This window comes from Treponema sp. UBA3813 (assembly GCA_002368605.1).
GTDB lineage: Bacteria > Spirochaetota > Spirochaetia > Treponematales > Treponemataceae > Treponema_D.
The window spans coordinates 16,785-29,212 of the sequence record DFEB01000008.1 but is presented as its reverse complement, the minus strand read 5'-3'; the positions used below and the strand labels follow the sequence as shown (position 1 = coordinate 29,212).

Sequence of the window (12,428 nt, the reverse complement as noted above, 5' to 3'; positions counted from 1 at the left end):
GGAAAATTTGCTGAAATGCTATTATAATCTGTTATACTATATTATGGAGATATTTAGATGCGGGAGCAAAGATGAAATATACACTTCGGAAAATCGGACTATTACTTCTTTGTGTGTTTGTGAATATTGCCTGTGAAAAAATTTTGCGCTCTTTTTCAGCTTCCGCTCGGCAAGTTATTTCCATTGGCTCTTTTTACATTCCTGCTTTTGCTTTGCAAGGAGTTTTCTCTGGAATCCGGGAATTGTCCTGTATCCTCATGGTCTTTATTGACTATAAAATCGGTATATTCTTTGCTTTGCCGCTTATCCTGCTTAATATTGGAAATTCCTTTGTTCCTGTTTTTACCAGGCATTCCCTGGCTTCTCTCCCCGGAATCATAAATTCTCTTGTATCGCTTATTATTGTTTACATCATTCATACTTTTTACAAAAAAGCCGTCATCGGAAGCTACACTGATTTCATTACAGGCTTAGAGAACCGCAGGTCTTTCGTTCGAGATGCAACGATTCGTCTTTCGGAGACAAAAGCTTTTACCCTTGTTTGTCTTGAAGTCGAAGGTTTTAAGGAAACAACGACAATGTTCGGAATCCTTGCCGGTGATTTTATTCTCAGGCATACTGCCCTTAAATTAAAACGACTGTGCAAAAAAAATGTCCGAATGTTCAAGATAACAGGTGCGAAATTTGTCCTTATATTTGAAGAATCTGACAAAAAAATCATAGAGGAGCGCGTTCGTGAAATCATAAAGCCGGAGACGGTTAATATTCCTTCTGAAAGTGAGGGCGGGCAAAAACTTGAGAATTTTTGCGCCCTTTCTTTTGCGGCTGGCATCAATTATATTCATCCTCCTTTTACCAAAAAGATGAATGCTTCTTCGATACTTAAAGATACAGAAACAGCTATGCTTACCGCCCGCAACAAGCTCGATTTAAAAATCTGTGAGTTTGATGACTCCCTTGAGAATGCTGAGGCTAAGCAAAAAGAAGCCGAACTCTTAATTCAGGAAAGCCTTGAAAAGAATTATTTTTATCTTGTTTATCAGCCTCAATTTACTACGAATGAGAAAAAACTCCGTGGCTTTGAAGTCCTTATTCGTTGTAAAAAGCCGGACGGAAGCATTGTGAGCCCAGTTGCCTTTATTCCTGCCGCCGAAAAAACTAATCTCATTATGCGAATTGATGATTATGTAATTCGCCGTGCTCTCACAGAAGGTAAAATTCTTGTTGACTCTACTAATAACGAGTGCATTATTTCTGTAAATGTGTCCGCAAAGAACATAGCCAGCGAGGGATTTGCCGAAAAGGTAGGGCGAATGATTAAAGAAAGTGGATTCCCTGCCAAAAATCTTGAAATCGAAATCACGGAGTATTCATTCGCCGAGTCAGAAAAAACTGTTGCAAATATTCTTGCCCTCAAAGATTTGGGTGTTCAGGTCGCCCTTGACGACTTCGGTACGGGCTACACTTCTATTGCCCAGCTTATGAAACTTCCGATAAATCTTCTTAAAATTGACAAGAGCCTCATCGATGACATCGAAACGAACCAGACAATGCGCGATATGGTTGACTCTGTTATCTACATGGGGCATATCATGAATTGCGAGGTTATTTCAGAAGGTGTTGAAAATGAAAATCAGATTGCCCTTCTTAAAGAACATAAATGCGATTTTATACAGGGCTTTGTTTGGGGAAGGCCTCAGTCTTATGAAGATGCGGAAAATCTTTGCCGCACAAATTCGTAAATAATCTTTTATTTCACGATGTTTCTTAATTGCACATTAGTTTTCTTTGTGTTAAGATGTTGTTGTATAGCAACAATAAATAGCTATATAAATTTTTATTTAGTTTTATATAACAATAAATATCGAGGTCTAATATGATTATTTCTAACAAATGGGTTGCTTTTGGTGTTGGTGTCGTTGCTGGAGTTGCGGCAGTCTCTTTGATTAAAAATCCTGCTTTCAAAAAAGCCTGTGCCGCCGTGGTAGGAAAGGGCTTGCAGCTTAAGGACGAGGCCGCAGCATTCGCCGAGAGCGTAAAAGAAGACGCTCAGGACATCGTTGCCGAGGCAAAATACAACAATCAGAAAAAGACAGAAGCAAAGGCATAAAAGCCGTGACTGTCACGATTCATCATTCCCTGCCAGGCCGGATTCGCCTTCATTATGATTTGCGGGAAATCTCTCCCCGGCAGGCACTTCTCGCCCAGAGCCTGATTGCTGTTCAGGAAGGAATCACCGATATTTCCGTCAACACGAACATCGGCTCTTATCTCATTCTTTTTGATATTTCCGTAATTTCCCAAAAAGAAATCGAAAATCTCTTTAAAGCTCTTGGGGCAAAATATCTTGAAGACGAAAAACTTCTTGAAGCTGTCTCCCAAATTCCGATTACAGAGAGCATCATGAGCATTTTTATTTCCACGCTCATTGATTATTTTTTCAAAAAAATGCTTCCTCTCCCGCTTCGACGGCTCCTTCTTTTAAAGAATATTCTGCCCAGGGTTTTGGAGGCTCTTGAAATCTGCATTTCAGAGGGGAAAATCTTCAGCACGCAAATGCTGGACGCGACGGCTCTTTCTGTGGCCGCCCTTACAGGCAACACGAATACGGCAAGCTCTATCTCAATGCTCCTTCAAATGGGTGAGGATATTGAGGATGTTACCAAGCGCGCTTCTTACGGAAACCTGGCGCAAAAACTTTTGATTTCGAATGAGCCTGTGCATATCCTTGAAGGAAGCGAAGAAAAAACGATTCCTGCTGATGCCCTTAAAAAAGATGATTTGGTCATTGTGCGCGAGGGAAGCATGATTCCCTGCGACGGCACGGTAGAGAAGGGCGAGGGAATGGTCAATCAGGCCAGCATAACCGGCGAATCTCTGCCTGTGGAAAAGCAGGCTGGAAGCGGAGTCTTTGCAGGCACGATTTTAAGCGAGGGTGAGCTTGTAATCCGTACCCGTACCACTGGTCGGGACACAAAAGTTCAGAATATCATTCAGATGATAGACAATTCCCAGAACTTAAAGGCAAATGTCCAGCGGCGCTCTGAGCTTCTTGCTGAAAAAATCGTTCCTCTTAATTTTGCCCTTGCCGGCCTGACATGGATTTTTACCCGCAATGTCACGAAAACGATGTCCACCCTCATGGTGGATTATTCCTGCGCCATGAAGCTTGCCGCGCCGATTGCAGTTCTTTCTGCCATGAAGGAGGCGGCAAGTCTTGGAATCAGCGTGAAGGGCGGAAAGTATCTTGAAGAGTGCGCCGAGGCCGGGACTGTGATTTTTGACAAGACCGGCACCCTCACTTACGCAAATCCTGTCGTCGAAAAAATCTATCCTATGAAGGGCTTTGACGAGGATTTCGTTTTGCAGACGGCGGCCTGCCTTGAAGAGCATTTTCCCCATCCTTTGGGCAGGGCTGTGGTCGCTCACGCCGAAGAAAAAAATCTCTTCCATCCAGAGACCCACACTAAAGTCGAATATATCGTGGCTCACGGAATTGCCTCTATGATTAAAGGAAAGAAGGTCAGAATCGGAAGTGCCCACTTTATCTTTGAAGATGAAAAAATCCCCTTTGAAAAGGAAGTCAGCGGAATTCAGGAAACTTCTCTCAAAACAGGGCAATCTCTCCTTTATCTTTCCTATGACGGTAAACTTGCCGGTGTCCTTGCAATCGGAGACCCGGTGCGGCCAGAGGCTAAAGAAGTTATCTTGCGTCTCAAAGAGTCTGGAATCCGCCGCTGCGTGATGATTACGGGCGACACCGAGGGCGCGGCGAAAAAAATCGCCTCTAGTGCGGATCTTGACGGCTATTATTCACAGGCACTCCCCGAAGACAAGGTTTCTCTGATTGAAAAAGAAAAGGCTCTTGGAAACAAAGTGATTATGCTGGGTGACGGGATAAATGACGCGCCTGCTTTAAGCGCCGCCGATGTGGGAATCGCAATCGAGGGAAGCTCTTCAATTGCCAGCGACACTGCGGACATCGTTTTGAGCGAGGGCGGCTTGCACAGCGTTTACATGACCCGCCTTATCGGGCAGGAACTGGTTCGTAAAATCAACGACAACAACCGTTTCATTATCGAAGTGAATTCCGCGCTTTTGCTTCTCGGCGTTTTCGGTCTGATTACGCCCCAGCTGGCCGCAATTTTGCATAATTCAACGACTGTGGGAATCAGCGTAAAGGCAATGCAAGGTCTTCTTGCGGGAGGAGGCCGGTCGTGATAACGAGCTTTTTCCCCGGCCGCATTCGCCTGCGCGCTCCTGTTTTCAAGGAATCGGATTTGGTCGAAAAGGCGAAATCAATCCTCCAAAAATCGGACGCGGTCAAAAAAATCGAGAATAATCTTCTGACCGGCAGCGTGCTCATTGAGTACAGCCCTTCAAAAGTTCCGCTGGAAAAACTTACTTCCATGCAGGATTTTTTTGCCAGGCTCGCAAGCGAAGCGCAGAATTTTGACGGAACAGAATCTTCACGAGCGAAAATCAGCGGAATGCTTGATAAACTGGAAGGAATCTTTTAGTCTTTAATTTGTTTTTGAGGTCTGATATACTTTTTTGTTGTAAATTCATTTTTACGAATAAGTATATGAAAAAGATTCTGCTTTTTGTTTGCATTCTGTTTTCGCTTCGGGTGAACGCGTTTTCGCTTACATTTCCGGGGGATGTTTTCCAAAAATCTTCGTTGCATACTGATTTTGCCATACAAGAAGACGGAAAGCTTGGAGATCCTTGGGGATATGCTTTTTTTCTGGTAGCTGCCGCTGGTGTTGGTTGTGTTGTTGGTTCAGGTATCGTATATATGTGGGCTAACACTGCTGGTTTTACTGATTATCCGTACAGCGATCCTAAATATAACGATTACATTGTCCGTGGTACTTTAGAGGCCTTGCGCCCTCAGTTCCCGGCTTCTCAGTTTGATTGCAATTATTCCCGCTTTTCGCTCGGCACTTCATTGGTGTATCTGAATGATTTCGGAATTGGGAACGAAACTCAGTTTGAAGGCTTTTTCTTTTCGTATATTGGACCTTTTCTCGAAAATCTTGCGCTTTACGATTTTAACAAGGGAAGTCAGGACTTTGACAGCAAAGGTTTTCGCGATAACATAAAATTGGGTGGGCAGATTTCGGTTCTGCAGTCCAATATTCTGAGCGCGAGTTTTGTTGCGCAGGCTTCTGCTTTGTACGGCAACGGGCTTTCTGAGTCTAAGTGCGGAAATTTTATGGGCTGGGGCTGCAATTTGGGCGGCTTTTTCCGCTCCTATCCAATCAAGCCGCTCATCCTTGAATACAAATTCGGCTGGCAACTTTACTCTCACGGATTCCGCGTTTTTGAGTCGGATTTACATCTGGGAGTCATGCTGAAGCGGTTTGAAATTTTTGCCGCATGGAAAACGCTTGATTTTTCAAAGCGCGAGAAATTTCCGAATCTTGATGATGTTCACGGCGTTTCCCTAGGAGTCAGAACTTATTTTTCCCCTTACTGATTTTTAGTTTTCTTTTTTAAGCTGTCCTTTTTGGGCGGCTTTTTTTTGCTTTAAAAATTTTTTCAAAAATCTCGCATTATCGGCGTTTTTTCGGTTGACTTTAGTAAATTTGAGGGATAAAATGATAATCAAGTGGGAAATTGTGGGGTAAAGTGGTAAATAGTGGTATGGAGTTGTTAACCGGTGAGTACCGCAACACGCTGGACGAAAAGGGCAGAATCCTTTTTCCGACGAGATTGCGAAACGAATTGTTTGCAGATACAGACAAAAACGTCCTCATCGTTACACAATCCTTCGACCACTGTTTATGGCTTTATACTCCCGAAGAATGGAAAAACATTTCGTCAAAGATTATGGAGACAGCTTCTCCCTTCAATGCACGGAATTCTCTTGTTCTCCGACACTTTATCGCTCCTGCTCAGGAAATTGAGCTTGATAAAGCCGGACGCCTTTCTATCCCGCAGAGCTTACGAGAGTATGCTCATCTTTCAAAAGATTGTGTGATTCTTGGAATCAACAAATATATGGAACTGTGGGACGCTGAAGCCTACGGCAAGTACCTTTCTGAGAACGAGGATTCTCTAAAAGAAGCCGCCGAAGCCCTCAGCAACATCAGTTTCTAAATAAAAAAATGTGGGATGTAAAAAGGTGGAAATCGTTCACACTCCGGTTTTGCTTGAAGAGTGCTTGTCTTATTTAAGCCCTGTCGGTGAAACTTTCGAAAAAAATGCCTTTATGATTGACTCAACTCTCGGCGAGGGCGGCCACTCAAACGCATTTTTGTCTAAATTTCCAAACCTTCACATTCTTGGACTCGACCGTGACAAAACGATTCAGGCTCGCGCGCGGGAACGGCTTTCTGTTTTCGGCGACCGCATGGATTTTTTCAACGGCTGGTTCAATGATTTTTACGCGAATTATCCCGCAGATAAAGAAAAGCCAAATCTCATCCTTTTTGATTTGGGAATCAGTGTCTATCACTATGAAAAAAGCGGCCGGGGATTTTCATTCCGTTATGACGAGCCGCTGGATATGCGCTTGAATTCTGAAGAGGGAGAGAGTGCGTCTGACATCGTAAACAGCTGGCGGGAAGAAGAGCTCGCCAACATGATATATCTATACAGTGACGAGAAGATGAGCCGGAGAATCGCCCGTGCAATAGTCGAGGCGCGGCAAGGCGGCAGAATCGAATCGTCAAAACAGCTTGCGGACATCATTTTTAATGCGGTGCCTTCAAACTATAAGCACGGAGCCATTCACCCGGCGACGAGGACTTTTCAGGCCCTTCGGATTGCGGTGAATTCCGAACTCAGGCGGCTTCCCCAGGCCCTTCATGACGCATTCAATGTGCTTGAAGTCGGGGGAAAGCTGGGGGTAATCACTTTCCATTCCCTGGAAGACCGGATCGTAAAGAATTACTTCCGTAATCTTGGGAAGCAGTGCATTTGCCCGCCGCAGCAGGCCCAGTGTACTTGCGGCGGCTCTCCCTGCGCCCAGATTCTTACCCGTAAGCCAGTGGAGCCAAGCGCGGAAGAGGTGAAGTTCAATTCCCCCAGCCGAAGCGCCAAGCTCCGAGTGGTGCGGAAATTGCGGGATGCTACTGAACAGCACAGGCTTGCGATCGAAATGGAGGCAATGTAAACGATGAAAATCAGGCATGATACGAAATTGCGCTTTGTCGCTTATGCTTCGGTGGTTTTGATTCCCCTTTTGCTTGCTCTGGACGCTTTTCAGGCTCACCGTTACGCAAAGCTCAAAAATGAGCTGGCGAAACTTGAGGCCAAGCAGGTTGAAATCGTGGAGCAGAATCGCAAGCTGATTTCAGACATCAGCCTCCTTTCCAGCTCCGACCGGATTGAAAAAATTGCTGAAGAAGAACTTGGGATGCATAAGGCTAAATCGGAAGATATAGTTCGAGTGGAAATCAAGTGATTCGGCGAGTTTTGGAACAAAACTCGTTAGGAACGCGAAGCGTTCCATGAATGCACAAAGCCAAGTCGGAAGATATTGTGCGGGTAGAGATTAAGTAAAATTTGACGCGGATGCACGCTGATAGACGCAGATTATAAATATATGAATCTGTGTAAATCTGTGAGAATCTGTGGATAAAAAAAAGGTGAACGAAAATGGCAGACGCTGTAAGTGCTGAAAATATAGAAAGTCTCTTGAAATTGTCGGAAACTCTTGAAGCAGTGGGAGGAGTTCTTTTGAATCAGGATTTTGATTCTGAGGACTTTTGCTTCACGAGCGTTGTAACCGACAGCCGATTGGTGCGGGAAAATTCTCTCTTTGTCCCCCTTATCGGTGAATTTCAGGATGGTCATTCCTATGTTCCCAAGGCGCTTGAAAATGGCGCGTCTGTCGTTTTTATTTCTAAAAAAACATCTAAAAATCTCCTTGACGGCTTCAAAAACGAGGCCGCCCATAACAAAAAAGTAGCCTTTATTCTGGTGGAGAACACGATGCGCGCCCTGCAGATGGCGGCGGCCGCCTATGTCCGTAAGTTTCCCCGTCTGATTCGCTGCGCTGTGACTGGTTCAAGCGGCAAAACCACGACGAAAGAGATTACGGCCTCAATTCTCCGCCAGAAATTTTCTGTAATCGCTACAAAAGGAAATTTCAATTCTGAGACAGGACTTCCCCTCTCGGTTTTCAATATCCGGCCTGAGCATGAACTGGGCCTCTTTGAGATGGGGATGAATCGTGTGAATGAAATCGGTGAAATCGCTGAGGTTTTCAAGCCTAACTATGCCATTATCACCAACATCGGCACTGCCCACATCGGCATTTTGGGAAGCCGTCAGAACATTGCCAGCGAAAAGAAAAAGATTTTCAATTACATAGATTCATTCGGGGCGGCTTTTATCCCCAAAGAAGATGACTTCGCTTCCTTCCTCGAAAAAGGCGTTAAAGGGAAAGTCGTAAAATACGGCCTTGATGCAGACCCAGGCGTAAAAGTCGTGGTGGACGAGGGCTTGGCAGGAACAGTCTTCACCGTGGACGGTCTTCTCATGCGTCTTTCTTTGCCCGGAAAATACAATTTCCTCAACGCTTTGGGGGCAATCGCCCTTGCAAAAGAACTGGGCTGCACGGCTGAGCAAATCAAGGCTGGAATCGAAAGCCTCAAGCCTCTTGGTGGCCGCTCAACCCTTAAAAAGGGAAAATACACAGTCCTTGAAGACTGCTACAACGCAAACCCTGACTCAATGGAAAAAGCCCTCGACCTTTGCGCTGACACCAAAATCGAAGGCAAAAAGATTTATGTTCTCGGCGATATGCTGGAGCTTGGAGAAGAGTCAGAAGCGGCGCATTCAAAAATCGGCGAAAAAGCCCTTTTCTCTGACGCAGATATGATTATTTTCTTCGGATTTGAGATGAACTACGCTTTTGAAAAGGCAATTGAAATTGCCCAGAAAAAATCTTCTCTTGCGGACGAAAAAATCTCCTCTGTGCGCCTCATTTACATTGGAAACAAAGACGAGTCAGCGATAGAAGACGCGTCAAAAGAAATCCTTGACTTTGCTGAAAGCGGAGACCTTATCCTTTTGAAAGGCTCCCGTGGCATGGGCTTGGAGAGAATCCTGCCAAAAATCGGCATGGCTGAAGGAGTTCAATCGTGAATTTCAGTATCGTTGCCGACCGTCCTTTGGAAAAATACAAAAAGTGTGACATTTCCTTGATTCTCCTTACGATTCTTCTCTGGGGAATCGGTATGTTTACCCTTTATGTCTGCTCTGGAAACTATGGAATGAGAGCCTTTAACGACTCTCTTTATTTCGTAAAAAGACAGATGATTAGTTCCTTCTTGGGATTCATGCTTTTCATCATTTTTGCCACATTTAACATGGATACGATAAAGCGCTTCCTTCCACTTATGGTAGTGATAACCCTTGTTCTTTCTATTTTAACCTTTGTTCCCGGAATCGGAATTGAGCGAAACGGTGCGCGAAGGTGGATTCGCCTTGGCTTTACGACTTTCCAGCCTTCTGAAATGGTAAAATTTGTCATCGTCCTTTACCTTGCCAATTATTTTGAGAAACAGTCCAAAATCGTTGATTCCTTCGATAAAACGGTTTTTCCTGCTGTTCTGGTGAGCTTTGTTTTAATCGGCTCGATTGCAATGCAGTCTGATCTTTCCACATCGGTTTTTGTAGCTGCCCTTGCAATCCTTCTTTTTATTGCGTCAGGTTCCAAGATTTTTTGGCTCGTGCCTGTCATGTCGATTGTCGTTCCACTTTCGGCTCTTTTCGTTTTTTTGGAGCCTTACCGTTTGAACCGAATCATCGGCTTTTTGGATCAGGACAGTTACTTGCAGACTCTGAATTATCAGACTTATGCGGCTCGGCGTGCGATTTCTGCCGGCGGATTCTGGGGGCAGGGACTTGGCTCAAATCTTTCCCGAATCAACTCAATCCCGGAAATCCAGTCGGATTACATATTTGCAGGCTGGGCTGAGTCCATGGGTTATTTTGGTGTGCTTATTTATTTCGCACTTCTTGTTTTGCTTGCATGGCGAGGCCTTCATTGTTCTCTTACCACAAAGAGCCGCTTCGCTTCGATTGCTGCCTTCGGATTTACTGTTTCCCTTGTGGCTCAATCGGTTATGAACATTGCAGTTGTCGGCGGCGTGATTCCTACGACGGGAATTCCGCTTCCCTTTTTCTCTTCGGGTGGCTCATCCATTTTATTCACATTAGCGACTTGCGGATTTTTGGTGAATGCATCCCGTAATGAAATCGGGCCGAATGACGATATTGAAATGGAGGAAGTTTTGTATGAGTGATTTTGTGATTCAGGGCTTTGAGAATTTTGAAGTTCATGGGAGCCGAAAAAGAAAAACTGTTTCAAGTTCGAAGATGAACGCGGTGAAGATTTTTGCCGCGATTTTTGGAATTTTGCTTATCTGCGAGCTTTGCGTTTACTTTTTTGTCGTTCCCTGCCTTGATACCGTGGAAATTTCCTGGAGCGGACTTTCTTCATATTCAAAAGAAAGCATGAACGGCGTGATTTCTTCTTGCATGGGCAAGAAATTTATGAATTTCAGCACGAATGAGGCAAAATCACTCGTTATGTCAGTTCCCGGTGTTGAGAGCGTCCAGATTTCAAAACGCTTTCCCAACAAGGTTTACATTCATGTCAGCGAGCGAAAACCTGTGGCAATGACTTTTGTATCAAACGGCGGCCGCACTATTCCAGTTGAAATCGATAAAAACGGAGTTCTTTTCTACGGAACGACAAATTCTGCCAATTCTGATACATCTCTTCCTTTAATTTCTGGAATTCCTGTCGAAAATATACCAGAGGGGATGAGAATTCCACAAAAGTATCGTGCCTTGATGGAGCAGATTGACACAATCCGTTCACTTTCGCAAAATTACTTTGCGGCTGTTTCTGAAATTCATGTCATTCCAAAAGAATACGGAAACTATGAGTTGGTCTTGTATCCGATTCATTCGAAAACCAGAATCTTGACGGGACGGCAATTAAAAGAAGAAGACTTGCAGTATATGATGGTCGCACTTGATGTAGTGAACGCTCTTGAGCCAGATGTCGAGGAAATCGACTTGCGTTATGGTTCTGTCACCTATCGCACAAAATCGGCTTCACGCGGGCAAACAGGAGAATTCGGTGAGTAATATAGTTGTTGGTCTTGACATTGGAACTTGTTTCGTTCGTGCAGTAATCGGCGTCGTAAATGAAGACAAAACGGTCGAAATCGTTGATGTGGCAAAAAAGCCTTCGGCGGGTTGTCTCCGTAACGGCACGATTGTCAATATTGAGGCGACAAAAAAATGCATTCATGAGGTAATTGACGAAGTTGAGCAGAATACAGGCCTTGAAGTACAGTCTTGTGTCACTGGAATCGGCGGCGTTCAGATTGAGAGCATTAACTCAAAGGGAGCCGTTGCCATTTCTTCTTACGGAAAGAGCGAGCGGGCCATCACCGAAGACGATGTGAAGCGGGTAATCGATTGCGCGAATTCAATTAAAGTTCCTCTTGACCGCAAATTGCTCCATGTAATTCCCCAGCAGTATATAATCGATGGAACGGACGGATTCAAAAATCCGGTGAATAACATTGCAATCCGTCTTGAAGCTGATGTTCATATTATCACGGCGAGCAGAACGGCGGTTCAGAACATAACCACCTGCGTGGATCAGGCAAATTATCAGCTTGATGAAGTCATGCTCAAAACACTGGCCTGTACCGAAGCTGTCATGATTGAGGACGAAAAGAAACTCGGTTCAATCTTAATTGATATCGGTGGCGGCACAACTGATGTAATCGTAGTCCTGAATGACGCTCCTATTTGTACTTGCTCAATTCCAATCGGCGGAAACCTTGTTACCAACGATATTGCAATAGTAAAGGGAATTCCCAACGCCACGGCTGAAAAAATCAAGGTGGAAAGTGGCTGCTGCTGGCTCCCATTGGTCGAGAATGAAAACGAGGAAGTCTTGATTCCAGGCTTTGGAAGCCGAAGTACGGAACTCACCACTAAAGTAGAATTATGTCAGATTATCTACCCAAGAATGGAAGAAATCTTTACAATGGTAAGGGATGAAATCGCCCGCAGGCTTTCTTCAATGCAGCTTTCGGGAAGCATTATCCTTACTGGCGGCGGTGCGCAGATTAACGGTGCTGTGGAAATGGCACAGAGCGTATTCGGCACTTCTTCTGTGCGTCTTGGCTATCCTCAGTCTATGGGTGGCATGGAAGACAAATATCGGGTGCCGGAATATGCTACAGCGGTCGGCTTGATTCTTGCTCATAAGGAGCATGCCCAGCAGGAAAAAAAGCATTCCAAAAAGCGTGAGGTAGCTAACGTTAAGCGTGAAGGGGAAAGCGGATTCCAGAAGTTTTTGAAAAAGTTCTTCTAAGGATAAGGCTTTTTCTAAAAGTAAAAAATATATAATACAAAATCAGTTGTAGGTGGGAGGACAA

Annotated in this window: 12 protein-coding genes; all 12 read left to right on the top strand. The window is 44.6% G+C overall.

Features of this window, described 5'->3' with window-relative positions:
* Positions 1-71 precede the first annotated feature (71 nt).
* The 12 genes from B2089_RS00800 to ftsA all read left to right on the top strand — a co-directional run bounded on the left by B2089_RS00800 (position 72) and on the right by ftsA (position 12,364).
* Positions 72-1,742 carry a GGDEF domain-containing phosphodiesterase gene (locus B2089_RS00800; RefSeq protein WP_296325941.1) on the top strand — a complete coding sequence of 557 codons (1,671 nt, stop codon included), beginning with the start codon at positions 72-74 and terminating at the stop codon, positions 1,740-1,742.
* 134 nt (positions 1,743-1,876) lie between these two features.
* Positions 1,877-2,110 (top strand): hypothetical protein, encoded by a 234-nt coding sequence (locus B2089_RS00795; protein ID WP_296325940.1) that lies wholly within the window; start codon positions 1,877-1,879, stop codon positions 2,108-2,110.
* Between the two features lie 5 nt (positions 2,111-2,115).
* A complete protein-coding gene (locus tag B2089_RS00790; RefSeq protein WP_296325939.1) occupies positions 2,116-4,221 on the top strand; it encodes a heavy metal translocating P-type ATPase in 2,106 nt (701 codons plus the stop codon).
* Positions 4,218-4,520 carry an HMA2 domain-containing protein gene (locus B2089_RS00785; protein WP_296325937.1) on the top strand — a complete coding sequence of 101 codons (303 nt, stop codon included), beginning with the start codon at positions 4,218-4,220 and terminating at the stop codon, positions 4,518-4,520. The genes B2089_RS00790 and B2089_RS00785 overlap by 4 nt, the downstream gene beginning before the upstream one ends.
* A gap of 65 nt (positions 4,521-4,585) precedes the next feature.
* Positions 4,586-5,482 carry a hypothetical protein gene (locus tag B2089_RS00780; protein ID WP_296325936.1) on the top strand — a complete coding sequence of 299 codons (897 nt, stop codon included), beginning with the start codon at positions 4,586-4,588 and terminating at the stop codon, positions 5,480-5,482.
* 167 nt (positions 5,483-5,649) lie between these two features.
* Positions 5,650-6,105, top strand: a complete 456-nt coding sequence (gene mraZ, locus B2089_RS00775) for a division/cell wall cluster transcriptional repressor MraZ (RefSeq protein WP_296325934.1) — start codon at positions 5,650-5,652, stop codon at positions 6,103-6,105.
* Between the two features lie 25 nt (positions 6,106-6,130).
* Positions 6,131-7,123, top strand: a complete 993-nt coding sequence (rsmH, locus tag B2089_RS00770; RefSeq protein WP_296325971.1) for a 16S rRNA (cytosine(1402)-N(4))-methyltransferase RsmH — start codon at positions 6,131-6,133, stop codon at positions 7,121-7,123.
* 3 nt (positions 7,124-7,126) lie between these two features.
* Entirely contained in the window at positions 7,127-7,414 is a 288-nt protein-coding gene (locus B2089_RS00765; RefSeq protein ID WP_296325933.1) for a cell division protein FtsL, read from the top strand.
* Positions 7,415-7,608: 194 nt separating this feature from the next.
* Positions 7,609-9,102: a UDP-N-acetylmuramoyl-tripeptide--D-alanyl-D-alanine ligase gene (locus B2089_RS00760; RefSeq protein WP_296325930.1), complete on the top strand. Its 1,494-nt coding sequence runs from the start codon at positions 7,609-7,611 to the stop codon at positions 9,100-9,102.
* Positions 9,099-10,265, top strand: a complete 1,167-nt coding sequence (locus B2089_RS00755; protein WP_296325928.1) for an FtsW/RodA/SpoVE family cell cycle protein — start codon at positions 9,099-9,101, stop codon at positions 10,263-10,265. Before B2089_RS00760 ends, B2089_RS00755 begins: the two co-directional genes overlap by 4 nt.
* Complete coding sequence (locus tag B2089_RS00750) at positions 10,258-11,118, top strand: cell division protein FtsQ/DivIB (RefSeq protein WP_296325926.1); 861 nt, start codon at positions 10,258-10,260, stop codon at positions 11,116-11,118. Before B2089_RS00755 ends, B2089_RS00750 begins: the two co-directional genes overlap by 8 nt.
* Positions 11,111-12,364, top strand: a complete 1,254-nt coding sequence (ftsA, locus tag B2089_RS00745; protein ID WP_296325923.1) for a cell division protein FtsA — start codon at positions 11,111-11,113, stop codon at positions 12,362-12,364. Before B2089_RS00750 ends, ftsA begins: the two co-directional genes overlap by 8 nt.
* Positions 12,365-12,428 lie beyond the last annotated feature (64 nt).

Bases quoted from the DNA above. Each gene is read 5' to 3' on its own strand.
- B2089_RS00765 (WP_296325933.1), top strand. From the start codon at position 7,127: ATGAAAATCAGGCATGATACGAAATTGCGCTTTGTCGCTTATGCTTCG.
- B2089_RS00795 (WP_296325940.1), top strand. From the start codon at position 1,877: ATGATTATTTCTAACAAATGGGTTGCTTTTGGTGTTGGTGTCGTTGCT.
- B2089_RS00800 (WP_296325941.1), top strand. From the start codon at position 72: ATGAAATATACACTTCGGAAAATCGGACTATTACTTCTTTGTGTGTTT.
- B2089_RS00780 (WP_296325936.1), top strand. From the start codon at position 4,586: ATGAAAAAGATTCTGCTTTTTGTTTGCATTCTGTTTTCGCTTCGGGTG.
- B2089_RS00760 (WP_296325930.1), top strand. From the start codon at position 7,609: ATGGCAGACGCTGTAAGTGCTGAAAATATAGAAAGTCTCTTGAAATTG.
- B2089_RS00750 (WP_296325926.1), top strand. From the start codon at position 10,258: ATGAGTGATTTTGTGATTCAGGGCTTTGAGAATTTTGAAGTTCATGGG.
- mraZ (WP_296325934.1), top strand. From the start codon at position 5,650: ATGGAGTTGTTAACCGGTGAGTACCGCAACACGCTGGACGAAAAGGGC.